Raw genomic sequence first — 24584 nt, forward strand, 5'->3', positions numbered from 1 at the left:
GCTCTACTCTAACTTTTTGATTCATCAAAATACTATTCATCTAATTCACAGATACAAGTTTATCCAGCTGTAGACACAGATGAAGTAGTATTTAATGAAGAACCTGGACAAGAACCACTCGAAACAGTACTTAATGTACCAAATGAAGCTGCTATTTCATTTAGTTCTTCTTGCTCTTCGATGTAAATCTTTGATTCTATTGATAAAAGATTGTTTCTCTCTTCCATCAGTATCACCTCCTTTCAGTGAATAAAACTCTTTACTTCAGATATCGAAAAGTCTTTTTTGAAATTATAAATAATAAAATAAATAAGGCTAAAAGAATGAGTAAATAATTTGTCAATTCCAGCCATGGAGATTCAGCTAGTCCTAAAATATAATGCAATGTATCATTTAAAAATAGCATTGGGTTCCAAATTAAAAACTTATAATAATTTTGTGGGTCATTACCACTTAGTGATACAAATAAATCTGTCATGGTAACCGAAAATAGTAATATTAACATCAATGGTACTAACATACTTGTTGCGGTTTTGCCATTAGGGAATAACGATGACAACACATAATTAATTGGATATAATGCAATGAATGTAAAGTTAGAGATCAACAAAATTTTACCTATGTCTACCAATTCAAGTGTTGTAATTGTGCTGAACGCTAATAAAATAATTGTTAAAAATATATTTAATATAATTAAAATACCTAAACCTAAACCTATGAAATACTCATAAAACTTAATATTTGTCTTATCTAACCATTCAAAAACTCGCTCAGATCTCTTATCGGTTAAATAAACAGTACCCCCAGAAAATGCCACAGAGAAAATAGTGAATAATATACAGGTAGTAAGAAATTGACCACGAATCATTAAGTCAAGTGTCTCTGTACCGACTGAAGCTGCATTTTTTATAAATATAGATATAACAAAAAACATTATTGCAGGTAATAGAGTACCGATAAGTGCTCCAAAATTCCGAAGTGTTTCCTTTAAGTAAATTTTAGTAATCATCAAAGTCATTTATTTAACACCAGCCTTTTTCCAGTCACCGCATAGAATAAGTCCTCGATACCAAAATTATCGGTTGTTTTATATTTATTTAATAATTTCTCCAAGTGATCAGATTCCTTTATAACACCATCATCTAGTATCGAAACAGTATCAAATAATTCTTCATATTCATTTACTTCATGGCTAATAATTATTAAAATTTTTTCCTTTTCTCTTGCATAATAAGTCAAAAAAGAACGAAGATCTTTTTTCTTCTTCAGGTCTAAATCTGCAAATGGCTCATCCAAAATAATAATAGGTTTATTAAGTAGAAAAGTGATGAAGATGGAGACTGCTTTTTTCATACCACCAGAAGCATTTTTGATTAGAGTTTTCTCGAATTTTTTAAGGTCCAATAAATTAAAGAGATCTTGATTAAAATCGTATTGCTTTATTGTTTTTTTAAAGAGCTCTATAACCTCACTAATTTTCAGATATTGAAATGCTTCAAAATTTTGATATTGAATGGCGCAATCAACTATATTTTTTTTGTCAGTCTTTAAATAAACTTGACCAGAATCTATAGATAATTCACCTTCAATAATCTTTGTTAATGTAGTTTTTCCTGCCCCATTTTCCCCCAGTAATAAATGGCATCCCTTAGATGGAAAATTTAAATTCACACTTTTCAGTACAGTTCGATTATTAAAACTCTTACTAATGTTTTCTAGGATTAAATTCATTTATATTTAGCCCTCCCATGAAGAAATTTATCTACTGAATAGCAAAAGCAAAAAGTGGCAATTGTTTTATTTGTCTGCTTTGTTGAATTTCTTGTAGATATTCTATTAATGTTAATCCAGCGAATATAGTACCTTTTAATTCCATCTCTGAAGCCTTTAAACTTAACTGATGACCCAGTAAACCACTAATTGATAACATATAACGATAATCTATTAAACGATTAAAACTGTTAATATACTCTACATTCCATTCAAAGTAAAAGATTCCACTTGCTCGATGCATTTCTTTCTGTAAAAACAACGATTCTTCTACTGATGAAGCTGTTAACAAACATTTTTGTTCCCAATCTTCTAAATTTTTAAAATAGACACCTCGATCTAATGCGAATAATTTCGATTGATCTATAAAACAAACATGAACTAAATCCTGTAACTGAAAATGATTCAAACAGTCCATTACGTGATTGGCCAACATATTTAACTGAATTTTAGTTAACTGACGATCGTTAACATTAAAAAAGCGATAAGATTTTCTTTTTGAAAGCGTCTCGAGAAAATTTTCTTTCTCAAAGGGAAATGGCCACTCATCATTACTAATTGTTGACGATAAGATGGATTTACTAAAATTGTTTTTACTTTGAGCAACATATTTACCGTACATTTAAACCACCTCCACAACAAAATTAATTATTTCATTTGAACGTTCAATTCCTAAAAGATGGAGTATTGCTTTTTCATCAAAACGAGTGTGAACTTTTAATTGAACGTCGGCAATTTTTGATAAGGACATTAGGTTAGACAATAAAATACCATTATTTAAATTTGCAATCTTAAAGCTAAAATCGTTATACTTTTCCGCAATAATGTCTGTATCATTCCCTAAGAGCAAATATCCTTGAACATTCTGATTGGTAGTACAATTTCTATCCAAAAGTTTTACGAAGTTTGTAACATCTAAAAGTTCATCATTCATTATTTGATAATAGGTATTATCGGTATTGTTATAGAAGTAAATACCCTTACCCATGAATGCCTTTTCATTAATATTTACATAAAACAACAAATTCGAATTAATATTACCTCCTGTTGGAGTATAACGTTTATATTTGATTTCTAAATCTTTGTAACCAACTGTTTTTCGCATCAGTAAATCGATTTGAGAAGGGATCTCTACATCATCTAATTTTTTCCACAAAAAAGACGCTTGATTATATACAGTTAGTTTCAAATTTTTAGATTTATAATGAGTTAAATGTGAAGAAGCATTAACAAATTTACTCGCAGGAAATTGTATAAATTTTTCAAATGATACAATACTAGGGACGTCGTGTTCATACAATTTATTTCTTAGTGCATAATATTTGAAGTTAATAAACTCTTTTTTATAAAACCCTTCAACTAGTGATGTATTATTAATTTTTCCGATTTCGCGTACAGTATTTAATGTTACACAATTTAAAAATTCTTTCTCATCCATTTCTTCAACACTTGGATTAATCTTTAAAGATTCTAAAATTCCGATATATTCATCCGGCATAATCCCTTTTTGAGAAAATAACGGACCAAATTGTTGTCCTTTATAATTTACATATAATACATCCATATATCCTAAAATGTTTTTAATAGAAGTTTCATTAAAATCATCAGTATAAATACATAAAGATCGCTTATTTGAAAGTGACACAGGGTTAAAGTCATTAGCAGTAAGAGTCATAATATTAAATGATTCGAAATTTTCTTTTAAAGCTTCTACTAATAAGGCATCCTTTCCAAGAATATAAATACAGCAATTATCTAGGTGGGTCTTAAAAGCTTTTAGACTACTAAAATTTTTGAATTTTGATATATATCTTAAATAGAATTTATCTGTTCTATCTAATAATTGATGGTCTTCCTTCTGCATTAAGCAACCCTTTATAAATAAAATTTCCAGCAACTGATCAACTTCTTCTTTTGAATAACGAGCTTTTATATACAATGCTTCTAAAGATATTCCTTCCTTTAATAAAGGAAGTAAATCGCTGACAATTTCCTTTGCTCTAGTTCCATTTAATCGAAATGGACCATCCACACTTCCAATAACGGTTACAGCTTCCTCTATAATAATATTAATATTCGGTAATAATTGTGGTTCCTTTGGGAAATGAACCATGGGATCACTTATTAGTTGAGACATATCTTTTTCCTCCCTCTAAAGATGTTCTCATCTCTTCAATATTGACATCATAATTATCACAGTTAGGGCAATTTGTATAACCTGATATTTCTTTGAATATCATTTTATAGTAATCAAATGAGAAGTTTGCAATTTGATTATTTAAATTGGAGTTAATATAAGTAATAAGATAGTTACAGAATATCGATATTTCCTCTGGTAAAAAATACAAGTCTGAGAATTCGTCTTCTAGAGATATTATTAGCTCATGCATTTTTGCTGGAAAATAATACTCTTGCATTCTAGATAATGCACAATCTATGCATATTCTTTTAAACTCTTCCCCATTCTTAAATAAACCAGGTATCATAATCCTATCAATATCTACAAAAATCGGAATGGCATTTATAGCGTGACTATTTAAAAACTCCTTACAAATATTAAGTTTTGGACCATCATAGATGACAAAAAAAAGGTCTTCACTATTATCCGTAACTTCTGAGTAGTCAATTTTCTTTACTGCAAACTTTCTATTTAATAGCTCTTTATAAATAGCATCCTGACTTTTCCCTATACCTGTAACAATATAATTCATAGAATTTCCTCCTTTTCTCCTTATGAAAATGGTAAAGGTTCCTCATTAATAAGTTCTTCATCATAATATCCAAACATTTGAGTGGCAAATGACTCTAAACGTTGACTTTTTAAATATCGTGCTGAATGAACAAATGAAATAGGTTGTAATGATGGTATTGTCACTTTCACTGCACATAAACCCTGTTCTCTGCATTCACGTGATGTTAAATCTGTCACATAAACCTTATGTCCCTGTTCTTTTAAACAATCAATTAAATAATGAAGTTCTTCTAGATTAGAATTAAAAATTGGTTTTTCAGTTGGGAATGGGACTATCCCATTTCCTTCTAAAAACGAGAACTTATTGGCCATCGTTTCATGCGCCATAAATAATGCTCCCTCATCTACTGAGTAAAATAAATCATATGGACGACTTAGAAGTTCTTTTTGCTTTGGAATTCTACTTACAAGGCTAAACATTACAGAAATAAGTTCTTTTTTTATTTTGTGTATGGCTTTTTTCGGGCATGCATTTGTCGAAAACATAAGTACATTTTTTAACTCTTGAGAGTGATTTGTTTCAGCTCGAAGACAAAACGTATGTATACCATCAACGGTTGATGCTTCATATAGTGTTGTTTTTCCTAAAAAAGGATGAGTAAATATATTTAAATCCTCTAGGTAACTTTCTTCACTTACTTCTTTTAATGGACGCTTTAATAGCCAAGTAAGTGCTATCCCATCCCTTTCTATTACTTCATAAATCCCATTAATTACGGCATCAATATAATTTTGGTGAATAGCACAACCAGTAGATATTGAATGCGAAATATTTTCCCCTTCATAATCAAACTGTGTAAATAAATTAATATATATTTGAGGAATGTAACAAATCTTATCTTCTGTAATATTAAGCGATTCACACCATCTAAGTTTTTGATTACTATTTGATGGTTTTAAATGGCTGTTTGTTTCTCTTTCACTTATCTGAGGAAAATCAGTAAGTGGTACAGCTAAGTTTTTTAAATCTCCTTCAGTTGCTACTATTGTTCGCTTTGTAGGAATACTGTTTGCTAAACGTTCGTATGCTTCCATTGTTGCTAAAAACATAGCTTGTTCAGGAGTATCTCCTGTCCCTGCACCGGAAAGATTTGCTACCGAGTCATGCACTTTCTTTCCTGCATTTACAGTTCGATAATGGTTTATATCAGCAATATATGCAATGCCAATATTCGTTTTTTGTACACCACGAGGGGGCACTACATTACGTTTAGAAATAATGAACTTATCAAAGTTGTGATTCATAATAATACTCCTCTCCTATTTCTGTGGACTAATTGTGTGTTGCTCTAAATAATTAGATAGAATGACAAGCTCATCCATAATACTGAATCCAAATTTATTCAAAGTCATATGTAAAAATTTAAAACAAATTTCTTTGTTTAAATGCTGTTCCTCTAATGGGTATAAAATTGAAATTACATTAGTAAATGGGGGGCTCTCAAGACTTCTACTTAACTGTTGTCGTAAATTTTCTTGCTGAGTTTTATTTTGAAAACGAGCATATCCTTGCCAATAAGACATATAAAATTGAATAAAATTAATGTTATTACATCTGAAATGTACTAAGAGCATTTTTATAATATCTTCTATATAGGAATGTGGCGGAATATCCCGATAACTAACTAGAAATTTAGTTAACTCAACTGAGTATTCCTCATAGATTGGTAGTGAATCCATAAATAACGTGTATTCAGGATCATAAACCTTTTTTAGAATACGGATATTCCCAAAATATTCGTTGATTTTTAGCTCTATATTTTGTTGCTCAACACTTTGGACACGTAATCGAAAATGAAAACCTATTGGGTCTACATATTGGACAAAGAAAAACTTACTATTATAATATTCATTTTGTAGGTTATCTAAAATTTGTAAGAACATTTCACGGTTACTTGTGTAAATATGGTAACTTCTCCACATTAACATTCCCCCTCCGTTGTTAATATACAAAATTCCTCTACATAATCTCCATTGAGCCTAGGCTTTACTTCTTCTATTTCAATATAGCGTTCATTCAACAGTAAATGCTTTAGAACTTTTATAGACTCGACTGAATATAATGAAATCCATATGGGTTTTCTAGAAGTAAAATTAATCATTTTTTTCTTTACAAAAAATTCGAATGGTAAATTATTAGTTTTAAAATAGTCGGTGATTGTGTAGTAAAATTGAGTATCAGATAAATCATCTGAATCACTAATAGTTTGCCAATTCAGTTGAGAGACTTTTCTTGTATCCAAGTTGTTTAGCCTATTAATATCCACCGTCCAAGGATGAATTAAATTCAAAAAATCCCCTTTTATACCTGAGAATAAATGGAAGGGAACTGTCCCAACATATATTAATTGAATAGGTTTACCACCTAGCGAAAATGTAATATCATCGTTTGAGATATGCATTTTTACTTTTAAAAGGTCTTTTGGCCATACTAATTTTGGGAAAATTGATTTACCTACATCAATATGATTTGAGATTTCTTCATCAATTACTAATTCATAAATAGGATATGGAGACGTAAATAGATTCTCATAGTATGTTTTTAATTTATTTTTAATATTTTCATTAAATAAATCACCATAACGATGATATACTGTACCACTTCCAATATTAACGTTATTTAAAACCAGGGATCCATCTTTCTCACTTTGTAAGTAAAGGAATGCACTTTTTTTTATAGAGGGTTTGAATCTAATTTTAGGTAAGGGCGTTTCATTTTTCTGAAATTTCAATTTTTCATGCACATCAACAAGTACAGATAAAACCGATTGCCCTTCATATATGTTTTTGTTCATAATTATTGTTTGATGCAGCCTGTAAGTATAATGATTAACAACGATACACTTCTTAAATATATCTCGAATAAATTCACCTTGAATTTCAGGTGTATTAAAATGATCAAAAGCTACATAGTCATGGTAAAATAAGGGGACGTTATTTAATTTTTCTTCATAGGTTTCACCTAAATATAGATTATTAAATTTCTCTAAGTAACCAGTTAATAGTTTTTTAACTGAATTATTCTTTATGTCACTAATTGACTTTGGGTAGAATAATTGATGTTCTTTATCAAGAAAAATTCTTCTTAAAAGATCATCAAAATTTTTGTTACAACTAAAATAAAAATTAAAATTAGGTATAACCAGGCCATTGTTTATTAACATTTCATACGTTATTTCTTCACATTTACTAACTTCCCTCTTAACTTCTGCTGGGGTTTCACAATGCTGTATTTTTGATAAAAAATCCACGACTTCTTTTTGGTGTAATATATCATCTTGTTTAAGTATCCAATCTACACCTTTTAATAAATAGTTCTTTTCAAAATAGACAGCATCCATTCCATTACATTTTTTGAATTTAGGGCATACTTTAATTTGTAATAAATGATCTAAACTTTTATTATGAAGAGAAGCCATTAAAATTAAAGATTTTACTACATTATTTAATTTAATTTGTTCAGTAATTTTAGTTTCATCACTTAAATATATAGTTTTTCCTAAATAGCTAAGTGGGCTAGTTTTTACAGTGGCACGCTGAATAAAACGATATCGAGCTCTGTTTACTGAGTCTTTTGTAATTTCTGGATTAAAAAGTTGTTCATATGCTTCAGAAGCTGTAATTGACAGGGCTTGTTGAAATTCAGAATGAGTTAAAAATGATTTGTAACGATTTACTTTTCTTAAAAATGCATCTTCGACTTGCTCTTCAATCGACTTAATCAACTCAAATGTTTCATTATATATTCTTGAATGCTCTTTAATTTGTTTATCATCTATTTCATCTAAAATCGCTTCACGAATAATGCGTTCTTTTTTTAGAGTTTTTTTTATATTTAAATACGATTTCATCTCTTTCAAATTCTTATTTATGTAAAGTATTTCTGTTTTTTCATTCAACATCTTTAACAATTGTTTTTTAATCTTTTCAAGATTTTCTTTATAATTATTCCAATTCGAATACATCTTCAATGGTTCATCTTTTAAATCATCTAAGCGTTCTGTTTTAAACAAAGTCTTTCTTTTCATACAAATTGTATCCTTCATCCATTAACACCTCGTATAATCCAATATGTAATATTTAATCCTGTTGTCACTAAAAATAGAATAAACATTCCATAAAACAAAATTCCATAAATTAAATAATAGAGATGAATCTTTTTATGGAAAGCTGAGCGTCTTGTAAAAAAATGATTAGTAAAATTAATTGACTGGACACGAAAATCGGGTTTTTTAATCAATGAGAAAAATCCAATATAAAAATCTGTCGGAAATAGGATATTGTAATTAAATACACCCATAATGATTTGGAGTGTAAGAACTATACTCCATATGAGATCGCCTGTTACAATAAACATACTGCTATAAATAATTATTAAAAAAGAATCAGCGACATTCCCAGCAAAAGCAATATTTGCTCTTTTTAAATTATTCCCTGTAGGAACTATTTTGACATAAAATATAGGGATAAAATAATACTTAAGCTTAAATGAGATTGTAAAAACTTCAATATTTTGTAACCTAGCGCTTAATACATGGGCCATTTCATGAACTGAAATAATACCCATTAAAAATATAAGCATTGATTTTATAAAAACAAAGCCATCTACATTAAAGTTTGCTATTCCGTTTATCTCCATCATTGGCCAAGAATTCCAAATTGATAAAGTAGCACCGAGTATTCCAAACAACATTAACAATATACTAATAGTAAATAGTGTTCTTTCACTTATAGGATTTGAAAACTTAATTATTCTATTAATAAAATGAGGCTTCTTATAAATAGCTTCATTGTCGTATAAGCCAAGTGCTGCTAGAGATTCTATACGATTTTCTGTTAAACTTTCTACGGTATTATTATTTAAATGAATATAGTAACCTTTACACGCTTCTCGATCACTTAAAAAAATTTTATTTGCTTCACAAGATTCAATACTAAAGTTTGGATTAATCTTCAATTAACAACCCTCTCCTTCTTCCTCTTATACTTACTAAAATCTACTAAATTTTAATTTATTTAACTGCAAGGAAATCATATGTATAGATAATTTCTTTTAATGACTATATAACAAAATATAACATCCTTACTCTAATTCGGCACCGAAGCTACTCCGCACAAAAACCACATACTTTAATTTGAGGTTTCCACAATTCTTCCACCATTTACTTAAAATTCAGACATTTCAACACTTAGTGGATACTATATAATTAATATCAAAATTACGTTAGCATTTATTCCAATCATCCACGCATACAATGAACAAAACCATTAAATGCGAGGAGATGTTGGATTGCCTAAAATCATTTCAATTAGCACATATCAACCACCTTACACATTACAGCAAGATAACGCAGAGGAACTAACGAAAGAGCTTTTTTATGCAAAAATTCCAAAACTAGAGCGCTACTTAAAGGTTTTTGATAATGGTGGCATCGACACACGCCATTTTTGTGTGCCAGCTGAATGGCATCGTACGAATCACTCCTTTGAAGAACGTAATAATTTATATATTGAGTTGGCTACACAATACAGTGTAAGTGTCATTCAAGCATGTTTAGCTAATACAGCTTTTTTATCCTCATCTATTCCAACTGAGGACATCGATGCCATCATTTTTGTTAGCAGTACAGGAATTTCAACACCTAGCATTGACGCACGTGTTATGAACAAGCTTCCCTTTTCAGATCGACTTAAGCGCATTCCTCTATGGGGTCTTGGTTGTGCAGGAGGAGCCGCTGGTGTAAGCAGAGCCTATGATTTTTGTAAAGCCCATCCACATGCAAAGGTGCTTGTCGTTTGTGTCGAGTTATGTAGCCTCACTTTTCAGCCAAATGATTTTTCTAAAAGTAATTTAATTGGTGCTTCCCTTTTTGCCGATGGTGCAGCATGTATACTTGTTTGTGGGGATGAAGTAGCTATCGCAACAAAAAGGCCAACCCCTAATATTCTAGCTACAGGTTCTAAATGGATGCCAGATTCGGAAAATGTAATGGGTTGGGATGTGAAAAACAACGGGCTTCATGTCATTTTCCAAAAAAGCATTCCTTCTATTATTACCAATTGGCTCGGACCTTTCATCGAGCAATTTTTAATGGATCAAGAACTGTATAGCGAACAATTGACTCATTTTATTGCGCATCCTGGAGGAAAAAAGGTATTAAAAGCTTATGAAGATACACTTTATCTATCTCCCCAAAAAACCGACATTTCTCGGGAAATATTGAGACGACATGGTAATATGTCATCACCGACAGTGTTATACGTATTAGAGCAGTTTATGTTAAATGAAGGACAAGTGGAGGATACAGGTTTGCTCGTAGCTCTTGGCCCTGGTTTTTGTGCAGAAGCTGTATTATTAAACTGGAGGGAGTAACATGATCTTCTATTTTATTTTTATCCTTGTCGTTCTACAAAGATTGACAGAGGTTGTCATTGCCAAGCGCAATGAGAAATGGATGCTTTCACAAGGAGCCTATGAAGTAGGTGCTTCACATTACCCCTATATGGTAGCCATGCATATTAGCTTTTTTCTGTTTTTAATAGTGGAAATCGTCACAAACAACAATGGTATCTCGCCCTTATTTCCGTTATTTTTTATATTATTTTTAGCAGTGCAGGCTTTACGGATCTGGTGTATTCGCTCTTTAGGCACTTTTTGGAATACAAAAATCCTCATTTTACCTGACGCACAAGTTGTTCGTAAAGGGCCATATGAATATATGCGCCACCCCAATTATGCGGTCGTTTGTTTAGAAATCCTTTTGCTACCACTCATGTTTCAGGCTTACTTTACAGCATTTTGTTTTACATTACTCAATATTACAATGCTTTCTGTTCGAATACCTATAGAAGAAAAAGCATTACGAGATGCTACTAATTATAATCGTGTATTTCAAAAGAAGATTTCGGAGTCTTAACCGAAATCTTCTTTTCTTCTTTATTGCCATTCCCAGTTAAATGGATCTTGCAGACGCTCCCAAGGGTTCTGAAACTCTTCATTTGTTAACAAACAGTTGTCCAACTGTTTAGTGATGTCTTCTCGATCTAGATCAATGCCAATAATAACAAGTTGTGTCATTCGATCTCCGAACTCTTCATCCCAGTCTTCCAATACTTCAGGGCTTTGCTGGAATACATCCTGCTGCTGGGCTTGAGAAAGAGCTGCTACCCAATAAGAGACTGGTTCAATTTTTGCAGATGACCCCGCTTGTGATAATAATAGTGCAACTTCCTGATGTCTTGCACTCCAAATAATACCCTTCGCTCGTACTATTGAATCTGGCATGTGATCACACCACTCAACAAAGCGCATCGGATGAAACGGTCTTTTGCGTTTATAGGTAAAGGAAGAGATCCCGTACTCCTCAGTCTCTGGTGTATGGTTTTCATGACCAAGCTCCAACTCCTTTAACCAACCAGCCGATTCAGAGACACGTTCAAAGTCAAAGCGCCCCGTATTTAAAATTTCAACTGGATCGATAACACCATTTGTTGTACGTATAAGTTTTGCCTCAGGCTGTAATGCACGTAAAATACGTTCTAACCGCTCAAGCTCCTCTGCAGATACTAAATCGCACTTATTTAAAATAAGGACATCACAAAATTCAATTTGATCAATAAGAAGGTCTGCAACATCACGCTCATCTAATTCACCAACAGCTTCCTTCCGCTCCAATAAGCTTTCCCCAGACTGAAAATCATGCCAAAAACGATGGGCATCTACGACTGTAACCATTGTATCTAATCGACAAAACTTCGTTAAATCAATGCCAAGCTCCTCGTCTAAATAACTAAACGTTTGTGCAACGGGAATCGGCTCACTAATCCCTGTCGATTCAATCAAAATGTAATCAATATTGCCTAGCTTCGAAAGACGTTCCACCTCCTGCAATAAATCCTCTCGTAATGTACAGCAAATACAACCATTCGATAGCTCTACAAATTTTTCCTCTGTACGTGATATACCACTACCATTTGCGATAAGCTCCGCATCAATATTAATTTCACTCATATCATTCACAATAACAGCGACACGTAAATCCTTTTCGTTTTGCAATACATGATTCATCATTGTTGTCTTACCAGAACCTAAATATCCACTCAATACTGTAACAGGAATTTTCCTTGTCATTCTTACAACTCCTTAAATCGTAATCATTACTATTTACAATTTGTAATTAAATCATATTATTTGAGAAAATGCAAAACTTTTTATTACTAGTGAAATTAAACTTGACAATATCCTGCGAGAAATATATTGTTTAAATCGTAATAATTACTATTTAAAAGGAGGTCCTTCAATGCGTGTACAAGTAACACTAGCCTGTACTGAAACAGGTGATAAAAACTATATTACTACTAAAAATAAACGCAATAATCCCGAAAGATTGGAGCTTAAAAAGTACTCCCCTCGCCTGAAACGTGTAACCCTGCATAGAGAAACAAAGTAATATTGGAATGAGGGTCAAAAAGGGACCTCTGGAGCTAGTCTCACCTGCTTTGGAGCGCCTTCCTCTTCATTGTGAGCGGTTGAACCTCCTTAAAAGCTTCTTATTCGAATCAAAAAATGACTGTTTCAAAGGCATACTTTTGAAACAGTCATAATGAAATTTTATAGCTAAAGCTGCGCACTATTGATTTCTAACGCTAGTTCATTCAATTTCTCATCTAATTCATCCAGCATGCGTAATCTAAAATCTATTTGTTCATCAATATTAACTCCTTGTTTCATTGGTGTGCTACTATCCTTAGATTGTTTTTTTAATGCAACTATTTCATTGGATAATCTCTCAATATCTAGATTTTTCATCTCTAACTCACTTAGTAAATGTCGATGAAGGCTGTCCGATTCTACTTTCTCTCTATGGTGTTTTTCTAGTGTCTCTATAATATTCTCCATTTGTTTACTTGCTAAGGTTGTATAGTCACTTAACTTTTTATCTATGCCTTCCACAATAGACCTTTCATTTGGATCGATCGAAGCCTCCTTTGATGCTTGAATTTTGTCCATCAATGACTTATTTTCAACCCGCAATTCTGCCAATTCCTTTAATAATGCCTCAATGGATGCAATTTGCTTTTTTCTTTGTGCTTCTCTCTTCTGAATTTCTTCATCGTAAGCTTGCAATTCTTTATCAAAGTCTCTTTTCAACTTTAGGAGCTCCATCGAAAGATCTTTTTTATGCCTTATTAATTGAACATTTTCTCGTTCAAGTCGAAGAACCAAAGCATAATAATCACTATCTCTAAGTCTTTTTACTTCATTTTTGTACTTGGCTAACTCGGCCCTTAAAAAAATAATCATTTGTTGGAGCTGTATTGGATCATTGTTTTTCACAATATCATTGTCCATCATCACACCCCCTAGCCTGAATATCTTTTTAGTAAATCGACCACCTCTTCAAGCTGCTCTCTACTTTCCTCTAGTAAATCATCCAGCTGCTTTATCCATTTTTCTTCTGACTTTGAATTCTCTAATTGGTCAACATGACTATTTTCGCCTGAAACAAGATAGGCAATTAATAGCTGTAATGTACTTTTTTCAAGAAAGGCAAAGCTATTGTCTTGTTCATTACGACGACTTAGCTGTTCCTTCACTAATTGTTGAATTACACTACCAAACTCTTGTTTTTCGTTGTCACCCATTGTCTTCCTCCTGTGATTGGCCCATTCCATTTAGATTAATTGGATTTAAAACAACAACACCTTCTGTGAGCTGATCGCAATATGTAAAAGCCATAATCGTGCCTGAATATGATAAATTATGGGACCATTTTATTTGAAAATTGGTAAATGAAATGGTTTCATTCGGTTCGATTGTTGATTTACCAACTGGTCTCAGCCAATACTCCTCTTTGCTTGATTTGTCATTAAAACGCTCCCACTGACTCTGCCCCTGTGTTTTAAAATTCGGAGTGAAATTTTCATGAACATATCTCCCTGAAAAGTAAAAAGGTGACTCCTTGGGTATTGTTATACACAGAGATGGGTTCGTGACGGCTGCACTACCAATATTACGAATATGATAGGAGCCTAAACATAAACTCTCTTGCTCAGGATCATAAGAAATATTAAATGCAGTTGTAAAATAACTAATGAGGTTAATCCTATTGGGAATTGTTAATTCCTCAACCAACCTTTTAATATCATGAACATAGGCATTTGTTTGTTCTTTTAGTGCCTGTATCTTGTCTTCAATACGATCTGCCACTTTAAACCTCCTTGTTATTTCCATTAAAAAAAGAGAGGATTACCCTCTCTTCATAGTATGACTTTCTTCTTTTTGTTATCACAATTAACCAACAGTTGGGAAAATAACTGGGCATTGTTGTGGACGAACCGCAGTTGGACATGAGAATGGTAAGTCTGCTCTTGGTTCGCAGAAAGTTGCTAAAAATTCCACAGTAACTGGGAATGTAGATTGAATACTTTGACAAACAGCAACAGTAATTGTCAACGCAGAGAATGTAATTGTACCTGCTGCAGCACCTGTTCCAACACTAAGTGTTCCAGTTGTACAAACGAAGCAATCTAAATCTGTGTATAAAATTTCAACGTCTGTTCCCTTAGGTGCACATAATGTCACTTGCTCACAGCGAGAAACTGGAATATTATTGCTTGTAAAAACAGTACCATTAGGTAAAGTAACGACAATTGTTAGAATGAAGTTCTTTTGAACATTTAGATGTTGCAGACAAACAGTTGATCCATCAATAGAGAATTGGCGATTCTCACGGTTCAGAATCACAATTGGATTTGTAGTTGCTGGAATTACTCGACAAGTAACAATAGCACCTGTTAAGTCAGTAGTTGCTGTAACACCTGGGAATGTAATTGGTCCAGTAGGTGAAATATCAAACGACATTTCTTTTACAATCCAGTCGTATACCTTATCAACATTTATACAGATTAGTTCCTGCGCCTGGGATGGCATATGCTCTTGCATCCTTTTGACACCTCCATAAAATTTTTATCTTTCGTTTGTAGCATATGTTTTTCAGCTATAAGTGCATGGGCTAACAAATAGTTACATTGGATATTTATTAAAATCAATCAAGATTCGTTTTCATACACTTCCCTCATTAACGATACGAATCAAAATGTTGAAAGAACCGTTATATTTGTAACAGAAAGTCAATATTTTTAATAAACTAATAATGGACTGAAAGGGGTGAACTACAATGGAAGAGTCAAAATTGTATACCACTCAAGACATTGAAAATTTAAAACAAAAAATTGAATCTTATAGAGAATCGTTAACCTCGTTAAAAATGGGGGAGTCAATTGAAGATTTCCTTTATATGAAGCAAGAGTTTGATGGACTAAAAACACAGATGGCCCATCTAGAAGGGATTACCGAGACATTGGATACTAAACAAAATTCATATATAAAAGGATACGACGATCAAATTAAGGTTCTTTCAACACAGCTTGAGTCTTTGAATCAAACCATTGAAGGAATGAACCAGGAGATTTTAACAATTTTAAATAGATTATTGCCAGTTAAAGGAAATGATACAAAAACCGTACCTTCCTCCATTGACATGCCTGCTCAAGCTTATTCTAATCTTTTACCTAGACAACCTAGAATGACACAGACAGCAGATCAAACTACAATTACATCAGCACAACCTTCTTATAGACTACTACAAAGTGTGGCAGGTAAAGCCAAAAACCACCAACCAAATGTAAATATCGGGGGTCCCTCTCCTCAGAATGTTCTACCGGAAACTAAACCTGAAGAACGGCATTTTAATCAGCAATATTTCCAATCGATCAATACGCACCCTAGCCAAATATACAATGGTTTATACAGAAACACGACAGTTGAATCCACCTTCCATTTTAAAAATGCCATGGATGCAAAGGAAGTTCCAGTAAGTGTTTATGATCCATCTGCGGTACAGCCTGCTTCAAGCGAAGAAAACATTGAGAATGATACTTTACAATCTTCTATAGTTAATGAATCCGATAGCACTAAAACTGAAACATTAAATAATCCTATGGAGGTTGGGAAAATTGAGAATGAACATAACAATCTTGAAAATCCCATTGTAACGAATGACTCGATAGAACGAGTTAACTTGGAGCAACCTAGCGAGCCTGTTAATCAAGACATTGAAGCAATAGCTAGTGAGCCTCTCAACCAAATCATTGCAGAAACAGTAGCAGAACCTGCAGATATAGATCACTCTCCTTCATTGGAAACAGAAGAATATGTTGAAGTGTATCATGCTGATGCAACCTATGAGGTTCATCCGTCCTTTGATGAAGAGATCATGCAACTTGAACCTGTAAACAAGCCGATTGAGGAAGAACATAAAAAGGGAAAAAACTCATTTTTCGATTTCTTTAAAAGATGGAGTTAACATTATCTTAAACATCCACTATGTCAAAACATACATAGTGGATGTCTTTATGTGTCAAATAAAAGCTGTCATTAAGAAATCATTGAATTTATAGGTGAAATAGATAATTGCCCTTAACCCCTGATCTGAAATGAATAGAATAATGAAGAAAGGGGGTGTAAAAATGTGTTTGAATAACTCAATGTGTGGCTGTTCAGGTAACGGTCATGGTAACGGGGAGTGTACTGCACTGGGACCTTTTGTTGCAATTGACGCTGCATGTATTACTCCACCAGCCGCTACTGGTTCCATTATCCCATTCTCATCAGGAATTACTCCTGTTGCCTTAGTAGCTGCTGCTACTGGTTTAATTGCAACTGTAAGTCTTGTAGGTTTTGGTACAGCGGTTCCAGGGATTACTCTTGCTGGCGTTAATATTGATTTAACAACTTCTGCTGCTACAGAAGCTTTTACGGTTCCACGTCCAGGTACTATTACATCTATTTCTGCTACAATCTCAGCAACTGCTGCTTTAACTCTAACTGGAACAGCGACTGTCAGAGCACAGATTTACCGCGCAGTTCAAGGAAGCAATGTATTCAGCCCTACTGCAGCATTTGTTGATTTATTACCACCTTTACCACTAATAGCATTAGCAGTAGGTACGATTGCAAGTGGTAATGCAAACGTTTCAGTACCTGTAAGTACTGGTGATCGTTTACTAATGGTATTCTCTATGACTACTACAGGAGTTGCTGCTACACTTGCTGGTAACGCAAGTGCTGGTATTACTATCGTATAAAATAAACTTAAATAAAAAATGAAAACAAGTGATTTCCTCATTAGCAGAAATCACTTGTTTTTTCATAAAACATCAATATTTATTTAACCAAAGCATTCTGAATATGTGCCAAATGATGCTTGCCATGCCATGCATAAAGGCCAATTGCATGCTCAAGAGTCGTCAGGCCTGAATCAGGATGATTAAAGGCTCTTTGTAATTGTTCATCCGATAAACTTGACAGTAAATAAACCCAACGTTCATGTAAGCTTTCAATCAAATTAAAAGAAATTGCTACTGGCATTTCAGAATCTGGTAGCTGTGCCCATTCTGCCTCATTGTAGGGCTTAATGGTTGGTACATCCTCTGTTAACGCTAGCTTAAAACGGATATAGCTATTCATATGACTATCAGCAATATGATGGACTAGCTGTGTCACGGTCCAGCCATTTTCACGGTAAGATTTTGCTAAGTCTTGCTCGCTTGCACCACTTAACGCCTCTGCAAGTTGTTTTGGTAACAAACGGATTTCATTAATCCACTCTAGTACTTGCTGTGAATTCATTTCTTTGGGAAATTGGAATTGTCCAATAGGATAACGCAAATCTTTCATATTGCTGACCTCCATTTTACTTTTTATATTACCAATTTAATATTTTTCTTGCTACAACCATGCACTGTAATTATCTATGTTCAATAGCTTTTCGTATTTATATATACTTTCTGAATGGCGACTTTAGCATCTTGTGCATTTCAGAGAATATGAAAGCAATACACAATGTAAGCTTACATACGCACAACATACACCTCCTTTCCCAATACATATTCAAACAATCAAAAACCCTTATTTTATAAGTTTAAATACTTACAAAATAAGGGTTTACTATTATTCCTGGATATCGTATATCAACGTATCAAAGTATTTTTCATTTGTATACAGTAGAATAGCCCATTCACCAGAATGAGGAATTTTCACATGAGAAGGTGTATGTGCATCTGCTCCATTAACAGGTCCTCCAAGTCCTATGCTCCAACCATCCACTAAAATCGGTTGTATGACTTTAGAGTCTCTATGGTATCCAATAACCGTTAATTCTGTATCTCGTACTTCATCTATTCCCCATAGATGCCACATCCATTTTTGTATGCTTAAACTTGGCATATCTGCGCCAATGACACCCGATTTATCAGCATTACCAATAATGCCTCTTTCACCAAATTTCTCTGCCTTATGCTCCCAATCAACTAATGCAAAATCATTTTCTTGTACAAAATCAGGTAGATCCTCTGGCATTGTAACATTTGCTTTATCTGTACAACCCACTAAAAATAATAGCAATATACATAAAAATACAACTCGTTTCATAACATCCCCCTTTCTTATGAAACGTTTGTTATAACCATATTTTTACAGATAATTCTGTAAATTGCGAAACCATCATTTTATCGTACTCTTTACAATATCAACTAATGACTTTAATGGATGGAGAATTGTAATCGCCGTGTGATCTTCAAATCGTTGTGCTGCATCCACCATCGATAGCTGGGCTACAGATAGAAATTTTTGCTCAGCTGATAAAGTATGTAAAGTTCTTAAAATAGTCTCATCATAGGCTTCCTTTTTCCCCTGTATAATAAGCTCAAATGTATGGTCAATAATTTTTGCCTCTACATCTACTGATATTCCTCGTTGCTTAGCATATTGGTGAAGTCTTGCCATCGTTCCTTCAACAGTCGCTGGATTTGAGAAAAGAATTATTTGAGGCTGTTGCTTACTACATATACTTTCAAAATAGGGCTCATCAATCTTTATAATAGGGATCAGGGGATTAGAAAAAGTTTCTCCTTCTAATAAAGCAATATAATTTGTACACGTTATTAAAATGGCATCCACATCACAGCTAATGATCCATTCAATTTGCTCCTTAACTTTACGCGCTAAACCATCACTACCTTTAGACACGTGCTGTATCACGCCAGGGTCTACAAAATGGAGTATCTCTATGTCTTCAGCGCTTTGAAAAGCGTGCTCTATGTATTCTATATTGGAATAATGAGCATGCAAGCAGCCAAGCTTTTTTCTCAATTAAATTCCTCCTAATTGGAAAGTTTCTTTTCCATTGTTGCTATTACTAGAGAGTTACCATTACAATTCTTCACCATTTCCTCTTTCGTTACAACATAACCTAATGAACGATATAACTCAATATTACGCGGAACACTCATACGTACTTTGCACTGACTAATTGTTATCCCCTTCGATAGTGCATATTGTTCAAGCCAAGAAATTAGTGCCTTAGCTAAACCTTGTCCTTGTCTTTCTGGGAGAACTGAAAGTCTAAAAAAATAAATCCCCTTTGTACTGAGTTTAAACCTTACCATGGCAACTGGCTGTTTATTGATATAGCCAATAAACGCTTGTTCACTTTGCTCCATTGCCTGCTCAATAGAATACACCGTTTCACTTAGTGCACTGGATGGTGGAGTAGCTTTTTCATATTCTTGAAACGCCTGTAGCATCAACTGATGTATTACTGGGGCATCCTTGCACTCTGCTAACACAATTTCCATCATAAAGCACCCCTAATAGTTTTTTTATTCATAATAATGTATATTAAAACAAAAAGAAACCGTATTATTTCTAATACGGCCTACTACTTAGTATGTTTGTCTTTTATTTTTGCTTCCTTTTCAATATGCTTTCTCGCTATTTTCAAACGTTGAATATCCTTTTTCTGAAGAGGAATAATCTCTTCCTTCATCATCTTAATATACGCAATCATTAATAAAAGTAAAACCACTGTAAAAGGTAATGCTGCGATTAACGAGGCCGTTTGTAATGCTTCAAGACCCCCTGTATACAATAAAACGCCTGAAATAGCTGCCATTAAGACACCCCATACTAACTTTGATAAAATTGTGGGATTTAAAGAACCTCTGGACGTCATACTAGCCATAATAAATGTAGCTGAATCAGCAGAAGTGATTAAGAAAGTAAAGATTAACATTATGCCTATAACTGGGGCTAACAGTGATAATGGCAAATGTTCAAGCATTTGAAAAAGTGCAATTGTAACATCATTACTAACCGCTTCAGCTATATGTGCATTTTCATGTAAATCAAACCACATGGCAGTACCACCAAAGACTGCAATCCAAAAACAGGCAATAAGGGGTGGGATAATTAAAACCCCTATAATAAATTCTCGAATCGTTCTACCTTTAGATACACGAGCTATAAATGATCCCACAAACGGAGACCAAGCAATAGCCCAAGCCCAATAAAAAATAGTCCAATCTTTTACCCAAGTTCCCCCCACATATGGCTGCATTCGAAGGCTATACTGAATAAAATTTGAAATATAATCCCCTATTGCTAATGTAAAAGTTTCTAGAATGAAAACTGTAGGGCCTGTTATAAATACAAAAAGCAACAGAACAATCGCAAGGCCCATATTAACATTACTTAAAATACGAATCCCTTTTTGAAGACCTGTCGTAGAAGAAAACATATAGCCTACAAACATAATGGCAATAATAGATATTTGTATAAAAAATGTATTTGGCAAGCCAAAGACAAATTTCAATCCCCCATTTGTTTGTAGAACTCCGAGGCCAATAGACGTGGCTACACCCATAACTGTAGCAATAACTGCCAGAATATCAATCGTACTTTTGACTATACGATTTGAACCAGTGACTGGCTCTAAAGCTGTAGAGATTAATAAATTTCGTTTTTTATTAAATTGTACATAGGCCATGACCAGTCCCATAATAGCATACACTGACCATTGGCTTATACCCCAATGAAAGAAGGAATATCCCATGGCAAGTCTTGCAGCATCTGTTGTTAAAGGTTCCGTAGAGCTAAAAGGTGGTGAAAAGTAATGACTCATTGGCTCAGCTACTCCCCAAAAGACCAAGCCTACGCCAAGTCCTGCGGAAAAAAGCATGGAAATCCATGTTAGAAAGCTAAATTCAGGTCGACTATCTTCTGCCCCTAAGCGAATGGTGCCATATTTACTTATTGCCAAGCCGAATAAAAAAATAACGATAATAAAGACTGTCAATAAATAAAACCAGCCGAAATAATCCGTAGTCATATGAAATACGCTGTTTGCTACGTTCTTAAATTTTTCTGGTATCGTTGCTCCAATAATGACCAAAAGAAAAATTACTCCACTAGAAATAAGAAATACTGGGTTTTTTAAAATTTTATTTTGCATACAGCGCCTCCATTTATCCCAGACAGATGACCAAATTTCCTTTATTATGCGTACCATTCGGTAATTTTATTAATAAATAAAAAGAAACCGCACTGTCAAAAGACAATGCGGTCTACTATTAATGTGATTTATGCGTAAAACGTATGGCTCTACTCATAACAGTTGGTACGATCGAAGCATGATTTTCGTTTAAAGCCTCATAAAATTCAACATTCATTATTTTTTCTAATACGGTCGCCATTTGGCGCGCATCATCCACCATAAAGGTTTCAAGTTCACCTGCGCTCAAAAACAAAGTTTCGTTCATATCTTGATGCTCGTTCAGAAATACTGAAGCACAGTGCACTAATTCATGCTCATTCCACCAAATGGATGGGCTAATAGCTAGATAGCGCTGGAAGCTTGATTGGTGGTGAAATAGTTGCCACAGTGTAAAGTAACCTCCTAGGGAATGACCAAATAAAGCTTGCTGTGCTCGATTTACTGGATACTGTGCCTCAATCGTTGGCTTTAGCTCTTCTTCTATAAAGCGACTAAAATCCACTGCTCCTCCAAGCTTTTCATGACTTTTTCCTTTAAATCTTGCTGGATAAATATACGACTCCGCAGGTGCTGTAAAATCATAAAATCTTCTTTCACGCATATCGTCGCCATGACCAATTCCAATAACAATAGCAGGAAGGATACCTGTTTTTGGTGCATTACGACTTTGTAGACGCACCGCTTCCTTTACAAGGTTAAAATAGGATGAGCCATCGAGTACATACAAAACTGGGAAGCCATCTTGTGGTGCTTCCTCCTCTGGCACATAGATGTTAATCGTGTACGAATAATTTGTCAATTTTGAAGTCATTTGTTGTGTAACGTAGTCTACTTTATTTATATTCATTAGATATCCTCCTTCAAAATTTCGTAGCCATAACATACAGGTGTATTTGTTACAGGATCTTCCATAATGCGTGCATCAATATTAAATACTTTACGCATCACCTCAGCACTTAAAATTTCCTGTGGCGTGCCAGTTTGCATGATAATACCGTTACGCATTGCAATAAGATGATCTGAATATCTGGCAGCATGGTTAATATCATGTAGAACCATCACTATTGTACAGCTGTGCTGCTCATTTAAACTTTTAACAATGTCCAATACCTCTAGCTGATGAGCCATGTCTAAATAAGTAGTAGGTTCATCCAATAGCAAGATATTTGTTTCTTGTGCTAAGGCCATAGCCAGCCAAACACGCTGACGCTGACCTCCTGAAAGCTGGGCAAGCTCCCTATTTCGATATTCCATCGTATTAGTAACCGTTAAAGCCCATTCAATCATTTCCTCATCCTTATTCGTTAAACGATTAACATTGTTGCGATGTGGGTAGCGACCATACGCAATTAACTCCTCCACTTTCAATTGACCAGGAGCTATCGGTGTTTGAGATAATATTGCTAGTTTCTTGGCAATATCTTTGGTCGATAAATTTTGCATATTTTGCTCCTGCAAATATACCGTACCTTGTTGTTTTTTTAAAATACGTCCTATCGTTTTTAGGAGTGTAGATTTACCACAACCATTCGGACCGATGATTGTAGTCACTTTGCCCTCTTCTATCGTTAAATTTAACCCTTCAAAGACACGTACCTGCTCATAACCTGAAGCCAGGTTTTCCATTCTAAATGCAGTTTGCACGCCATTTCCTCCTATGCCTTAGATTTCACCAGTAAATACAAGAAATATGGAATCCCAATAATTGAAACGACAATACCAACAGCCAGTTCCGATGGTGCAAAAACGGTTTTACCAATAAAATCAGCTAGGATTAACAGACCTGCTCCAATTAAAGCACTCACTGGCATAACATAACGGTGTTGAATAGCAACAAGCTGCTTGGCAATGTGTGGGGCCATTAAACCTATGAATCCAATACTCCCTGATACAGACACACAAGCACTGACAAGACCTACACTGGCTAATAACAGCTTCATTTTCTCCTTTTCAACAGCTATTCCTAAACTTGTGATGCTATCCTCTTCAAGCTGAAAATAATCGAGTAAATAAGATTTTCTATGCACATATATTCCTAAAATCAAAAGCCAAGGTAGCATCGTAAGCGCAAAGATCCAATTCGCATTATAAATAGAACCCTCCATCCAAATAGCCGCTGATTCAAAATCTTGTGCACTCATTTTTAAGGATAGGTACAAGGACAAAGCTCCAAATCCACTATTGATAGCTATACCAGTTAAGATTAATCGCTGCATATCCAGATGACCATTTTTTAAAGCAAATGAAAAAATCAAGATAGCTGCAATTGTTCCACCGATAAAACCGAATAGTGGCATCATTAAAATTGACATCCAGCTGTTCATATCTGCACTCACTAGCTTTAATTGAAAGAAGTACATGAATAGAACGACTGCTGCACCAGCTCCAGCATTAATCCCTAATATTCCTGGATCTGCTAGTCCATTGCGTGTAATCCCCTGTAATACAACTCCAGCCATACCTAAGCCAATACCGACAAGTCCAGCAATGACAATCCGAGGTAAACGGAATTCAAATATAACAAGATCAAACTTTGAATTTGACTCGATCCGCAACAATGTTTTGATGACATCCATTACAGACATATCAAAAACACCATTTGTAATATGTAAATAGCTCGCAACTAAAAACATTAAAACAAGCATCAGCATGGTTAAAAAGAATAC

At 34.0% G+C, this 24584-nt stretch carries 28 protein-coding genes; 5 read left to right on the forward strand and 23 right to left on the reverse strand.

Features of this window, described 5'->3' with window-relative positions; all coding sequences use genetic code 11:
• Window positions 1-59 precede the first annotated feature (59 nt).
• Genes NP781_RS20740 through NP781_RS20785 form a run of 10 tightly spaced genes read right to left on the reverse strand, consistent with a single transcriptional unit; the run spans window position 60 to window position 9479 of the window.
• Window positions 60-227 carry a thiocillin family RiPP gene (locus tag NP781_RS20740; RefSeq protein WP_004231805.1) on the reverse strand — a complete coding sequence of 56 codons (168 nt, stop codon included), beginning with the start codon at window positions 225-227 and terminating at the stop codon, window positions 60-62.
• 32 nt (window positions 228-259) lie between these two features.
• A complete protein-coding gene (locus NP781_RS20745) occupies window positions 260-1018 on the reverse strand; it encodes an ABC transporter permease (RefSeq protein ID WP_221681577.1) in 759 nt (252 codons plus the stop codon).
• On the reverse strand, window positions 1015-1731 hold the full coding sequence (locus NP781_RS20750) for an ATP-binding cassette domain-containing protein (RefSeq protein WP_004231802.1): 717 nt from the start codon (window positions 1729-1731) through the stop codon (window positions 1015-1017). The genes NP781_RS20745 and NP781_RS20750 overlap by 4 nt, the downstream gene beginning before the upstream one ends.
• 31 nt (window positions 1732-1762) lie before the next feature.
• Complete coding sequence (locus tag NP781_RS20755; protein WP_257520719.1) at window positions 1763-2392, reverse strand: hypothetical protein; 630 nt, start codon at window positions 2390-2392, stop codon at window positions 1763-1765.
• The gene (locus NP781_RS20760; protein WP_221681579.1) at window positions 2393-3907 is read right to left on the reverse strand and encodes a nitroreductase family protein; all 1515 of its coding nucleotides are present in this window, start codon (window positions 3905-3907) and stop codon (window positions 2393-2395) included.
• Complete coding sequence (locus NP781_RS20765) at window positions 3888-4481, reverse strand: hypothetical protein (protein WP_004231796.1); 594 nt, start codon at window positions 4479-4481, stop codon at window positions 3888-3890. Before NP781_RS20765 ends, NP781_RS20760 begins: the two co-directional genes overlap by 20 nt.
• Window positions 4482-4501: 20 nt before the next feature.
• Window positions 4502-5767 (reverse strand): YcaO-like family protein, encoded by a 1266-nt coding sequence (locus NP781_RS20770; RefSeq protein WP_221681582.1) that lies wholly within the window; start codon window positions 5765-5767, stop codon window positions 4502-4504.
• Between the two features lie 15 nt (window positions 5768-5782).
• Window positions 5783-6445 carry a lantibiotic dehydratase C-terminal domain-containing protein gene (locus NP781_RS20775; protein ID WP_257520720.1) on the reverse strand — a complete coding sequence of 221 codons (663 nt, stop codon included), beginning with the start codon at window positions 6443-6445 and terminating at the stop codon, window positions 5783-5785.
• The gene (locus NP781_RS20780; RefSeq protein WP_257520721.1) at window positions 6445-8568 is read right to left on the reverse strand and encodes a hypothetical protein; all 2124 of its coding nucleotides are present in this window, start codon (window positions 8566-8568) and stop codon (window positions 6445-6447) included. Before NP781_RS20780 ends, NP781_RS20775 begins: the two co-directional genes overlap by 1 nt.
• Window positions 8565-9479, reverse strand: coding sequence for a zinc metalloprotease (locus tag NP781_RS20785; protein WP_257520722.1), 915 nt, complete (start codon window positions 9477-9479; stop codon window positions 8565-8567). The genes NP781_RS20780 and NP781_RS20785 overlap by 4 nt, the downstream gene beginning before the upstream one ends.
• 333 nt (window positions 9480-9812) lie before the next feature.
• Between NP781_RS20785 and NP781_RS20790 the strand changes: the two genes are divergently transcribed.
• Both NP781_RS20790 and NP781_RS20795 read left to right on the forward strand, forming a co-directional pair.
• A complete protein-coding gene (locus NP781_RS20790) occupies window positions 9813-10895 on the forward strand; it encodes a type III polyketide synthase (RefSeq protein WP_257520723.1) in 1083 nt (360 codons plus the stop codon).
• Between the two features lies 1 nt (window position 10896).
• Window positions 10897-11439, forward strand: a complete 543-nt coding sequence (locus NP781_RS20795) for an isoprenylcysteine carboxyl methyltransferase family protein (RefSeq protein ID WP_036079526.1) — start codon at window positions 10897-10899, stop codon at window positions 11437-11439.
• A 20-nt stretch (window positions 11440-11459) separates the two neighbouring features.
• On the opposite strand, the gene NP781_RS20800 is transcribed toward NP781_RS20795, so the two are convergent.
• The gene (locus tag NP781_RS20800) at window positions 11460-12653 is read right to left on the reverse strand and encodes a GTP-binding protein (protein WP_257520724.1); all 1194 of its coding nucleotides are present in this window, start codon (window positions 12651-12653) and stop codon (window positions 11460-11462) included.
• A 169-nt stretch (window positions 12654-12822) separates the two neighbouring features.
• On the opposite strand from NP781_RS20800, the gene rpmG reads away from it, so the two are divergent.
• Window positions 12823-12972 carry a 50S ribosomal protein L33 gene (rpmG, locus tag NP781_RS20805; protein ID WP_004231780.1) on the forward strand — a complete coding sequence of 50 codons (150 nt, stop codon included), beginning with the start codon at window positions 12823-12825 and terminating at the stop codon, window positions 12970-12972.
• A 167-nt stretch (window positions 12973-13139) separates the two neighbouring features.
• Here the strand turns inward: rpmG and NP781_RS20810 are convergent, their stop codons facing one another.
• The 4 genes from NP781_RS20810 to NP781_RS20825 all read right to left on the reverse strand — a co-directional run bounded on the left by NP781_RS20810 (window position 13140) and on the right by NP781_RS20825 (window position 15467).
• The gene (locus tag NP781_RS20810) at window positions 13140-13874 is read right to left on the reverse strand and encodes a hypothetical protein (RefSeq protein WP_257520725.1); all 735 of its coding nucleotides are present in this window, start codon (window positions 13872-13874) and stop codon (window positions 13140-13142) included.
• Between the two features lie 11 nt (window positions 13875-13885).
• A complete protein-coding gene (locus NP781_RS20815; protein WP_257520726.1) occupies window positions 13886-14167 on the reverse strand; it encodes a hypothetical protein in 282 nt (93 codons plus the stop codon).
• Window positions 14160-14732: a hypothetical protein gene (locus tag NP781_RS20820; RefSeq protein WP_257520727.1), complete on the reverse strand. Its 573-nt coding sequence runs from the start codon at window positions 14730-14732 to the stop codon at window positions 14160-14162. The genes NP781_RS20815 and NP781_RS20820 overlap by 8 nt, the downstream gene beginning before the upstream one ends.
• An 84-nt stretch (window positions 14733-14816) precedes the next feature.
• The gene (locus NP781_RS20825; RefSeq protein WP_004231775.1) at window positions 14817-15467 is read right to left on the reverse strand and encodes a BMQ_0737 family morphogenetic spore coat protein; all 651 of its coding nucleotides are present in this window, start codon (window positions 15465-15467) and stop codon (window positions 14817-14819) included.
• Between the two features lie 235 nt (window positions 15468-15702).
• Here NP781_RS20825 and NP781_RS20830 point away from each other — a divergent pair, with 235 nt between their 5' ends.
• Both NP781_RS20830 and NP781_RS20835 read left to right on the forward strand, forming a co-directional pair.
• Window positions 15703-16890: a hypothetical protein gene (locus tag NP781_RS20830; RefSeq protein WP_257520728.1), complete on the forward strand. Its 1188-nt coding sequence runs from the start codon at window positions 15703-15705 to the stop codon at window positions 16888-16890.
• A gap of 163 nt (window positions 16891-17053) precedes the next feature.
• Window positions 17054-17671 carry an exosporium glycoprotein BclB-related protein gene (locus NP781_RS20835; RefSeq protein WP_257520729.1) on the forward strand — a complete coding sequence of 206 codons (618 nt, stop codon included), beginning with the start codon at window positions 17054-17056 and terminating at the stop codon, window positions 17669-17671.
• 79 nt (window positions 17672-17750) lie between these two features.
• Here the strand turns inward: NP781_RS20835 and NP781_RS20840 are convergent, their stop codons facing one another.
• The 8 genes from NP781_RS20840 to NP781_RS20875 all read right to left on the reverse strand — a co-directional run bounded on the left by NP781_RS20840 (window position 17751) and on the right by NP781_RS20875 (window position 24569).
• Window positions 17751-18263, reverse strand: a complete 513-nt coding sequence (locus tag NP781_RS20840; RefSeq protein ID WP_257520730.1) for a YfiT family bacillithiol transferase — start codon at window positions 18261-18263, stop codon at window positions 17751-17753.
• A gap of 273 nt (window positions 18264-18536) precedes the next feature.
• Window positions 18537-19016: a DUF4871 domain-containing protein gene (locus NP781_RS20845; protein ID WP_257520731.1), complete on the reverse strand. Its 480-nt coding sequence runs from the start codon at window positions 19014-19016 to the stop codon at window positions 18537-18539.
• A 72-nt stretch (window positions 19017-19088) separates the two neighbouring features.
• Window positions 19089-19736, reverse strand: coding sequence for a hypothetical protein (locus tag NP781_RS20850; protein ID WP_257520732.1), 648 nt, complete (start codon window positions 19734-19736; stop codon window positions 19089-19091).
• A gap of 11 nt (window positions 19737-19747) precedes the next feature.
• Window positions 19748-20224, reverse strand: a complete 477-nt coding sequence (locus NP781_RS20855; protein ID WP_373880527.1) for a GNAT family N-acetyltransferase — start codon at window positions 20222-20224, stop codon at window positions 19748-19750.
• 80 nt (window positions 20225-20304) lie between these two features.
• Complete coding sequence (locus NP781_RS20860) at window positions 20305-21876, reverse strand: BCCT family transporter (protein ID WP_221681607.1); 1572 nt, start codon at window positions 21874-21876, stop codon at window positions 20305-20307.
• 118 nt (window positions 21877-21994) lie between these two features.
• Window positions 21995-22765, reverse strand: coding sequence for an alpha/beta hydrolase (locus tag NP781_RS20865; RefSeq protein WP_257520733.1), 771 nt, complete (start codon window positions 22763-22765; stop codon window positions 21995-21997).
• The gene (locus tag NP781_RS20870; protein ID WP_257522562.1) at window positions 22765-23544 is read right to left on the reverse strand and encodes an ABC transporter ATP-binding protein; all 780 of its coding nucleotides are present in this window, start codon (window positions 23542-23544) and stop codon (window positions 22765-22767) included. Before NP781_RS20870 ends, NP781_RS20865 begins: the two co-directional genes overlap by 1 nt.
• A gap of 29 nt (window positions 23545-23573) precedes the next feature.
• Entirely contained in the window at window positions 23574-24569 is a 996-nt protein-coding gene (locus NP781_RS20875; RefSeq protein ID WP_257522563.1) for a FecCD family ABC transporter permease, read from the reverse strand.
• Window positions 24570-24584 lie beyond the last annotated feature (15 nt).

The sequence above is a fragment of the Lysinibacillus sp. FN11 genome (assembly GCF_024628845.1).
In the GTDB taxonomy this organism is placed as follows: domain Bacteria; phylum Bacillota; class Bacilli; order Bacillales_A; family Planococcaceae; genus Lysinibacillus; species Lysinibacillus capsici.

What these genes read in the sequence shown, in the direction of transcription:
- NP781_RS20740 (WP_004231805.1), bottom strand. Translation starts at nt 227, where the DNA reads ATGGAAGAGAGAAACAATCTTTTATCAATAGAATCAAAGATTTACATC.
- NP781_RS20745 (WP_221681577.1), bottom strand. Translation starts at nt 1,018, where the DNA reads ATGACTTTGATGATTACTAAAATTTACTTAAAGGAAACACTTCGGAAT.
- NP781_RS20750 (WP_004231802.1), bottom strand. Translation starts at nt 1,731, where the DNA reads ATGAATTTAATCCTAGAAAACATTAGTAAGAGTTTTAATAATCGAACT.
- NP781_RS20755 (WP_257520719.1), bottom strand. Translation starts at nt 2,392, where the DNA reads ATGTACGGTAAATATGTTGCTCAAAGTAAAAACAATTTTAGTAAATCC.
- NP781_RS20760 (WP_221681579.1), bottom strand. Translation starts at nt 3,907, where the DNA reads ATGTCTCAACTAATAAGTGATCCCATGGTTCATTTCCCAAAGGAACCA.
- NP781_RS20765 (WP_004231796.1), bottom strand. Translation starts at nt 4,481, where the DNA reads ATGAATTATATTGTTACAGGTATAGGGAAAAGTCAGGATGCTATTTAT.
- NP781_RS20770 (WP_221681582.1), bottom strand. Translation starts at nt 5,767, where the DNA reads ATGAATCACAACTTTGATAAGTTCATTATTTCTAAACGTAATGTAGTG.
- NP781_RS20775 (WP_257520720.1), bottom strand. Translation starts at nt 6,445, where the DNA reads ATGTGGAGAAGTTACCATATTTACACAAGTAACCGTGAAATGTTCTTA.
- NP781_RS20780 (WP_257520721.1), bottom strand. Translation starts at nt 8,568, where the DNA reads ATGAAGGATACAATTTGTATGAAAAGAAAGACTTTGTTTAAAACAGAA.
- NP781_RS20795 (WP_036079526.1), top strand. Translation starts at nt 10,897, where the DNA reads ATGATCTTCTATTTTATTTTTATCCTTGTCGTTCTACAAAGATTGACA.
- NP781_RS20800 (WP_257520724.1), bottom strand. Translation starts at nt 12,653, where the DNA reads ATGACAAGGAAAATTCCTGTTACAGTATTGAGTGGATATTTAGGTTCT.
- rpmG (WP_004231780.1), top strand. Translation starts at nt 12,823, where the DNA reads ATGCGTGTACAAGTAACACTAGCCTGTACTGAAACAGGTGATAAAAAC.
- NP781_RS20810 (WP_257520725.1), bottom strand. Translation starts at nt 13,874, where the DNA reads ATGGACAATGATATTGTGAAAAACAATGATCCAATACAGCTCCAACAA.
- NP781_RS20815 (WP_257520726.1), bottom strand. Translation starts at nt 14,167, where the DNA reads ATGGGTGACAACGAAAAACAAGAGTTTGGTAGTGTAATTCAACAATTA.
- NP781_RS20825 (WP_004231775.1), bottom strand. Translation starts at nt 15,467, where the DNA reads ATGCAAGAGCATATGCCATCCCAGGCGCAGGAACTAATCTGTATAAAT.
- NP781_RS20830 (WP_257520728.1), top strand. Translation starts at nt 15,703, where the DNA reads ATGGAAGAGTCAAAATTGTATACCACTCAAGACATTGAAAATTTAAAA.
- NP781_RS20835 (WP_257520729.1), top strand. Translation starts at nt 17,054, where the DNA reads ATGTGTTTGAATAACTCAATGTGTGGCTGTTCAGGTAACGGTCATGGT.
- NP781_RS20840 (WP_257520730.1), bottom strand. Translation starts at nt 18,263, where the DNA reads ATGAAAGATTTGCGTTATCCTATTGGACAATTCCAATTTCCCAAAGAA.
- NP781_RS20845 (WP_257520731.1), bottom strand. Translation starts at nt 19,016, where the DNA reads ATGAAACGAGTTGTATTTTTATGTATATTGCTATTATTTTTAGTGGGT.
- NP781_RS20855 (WP_373880527.1), bottom strand. Translation starts at nt 20,224, where the DNA reads ATGATGGAAATTGTGTTAGCAGAGTGCAAGGATGCCCCAGTAATACAT.
- NP781_RS20860 (WP_221681607.1), bottom strand. Translation starts at nt 21,876, where the DNA reads ATGCAAAATAAAATTTTAAAAAACCCAGTATTTCTTATTTCTAGTGGA.
- NP781_RS20865 (WP_257520733.1), bottom strand. Translation starts at nt 22,765, where the DNA reads ATGAATATAAATAAAGTAGACTACGTTACACAACAAATGACTTCAAAA.
- NP781_RS20870 (WP_257522562.1), bottom strand. Translation starts at nt 23,544, where the DNA reads ATGGAAAACCTGGCTTCAGGTTATGAGCAGGTACGTGTCTTTGAAGGG.
- NP781_RS20875 (WP_257522563.1), bottom strand. Translation starts at nt 24,569, where the DNA reads ATGCTGATGCTTGTTTTAATGTTTTTAGTTGCGAGCTATTTACATATT.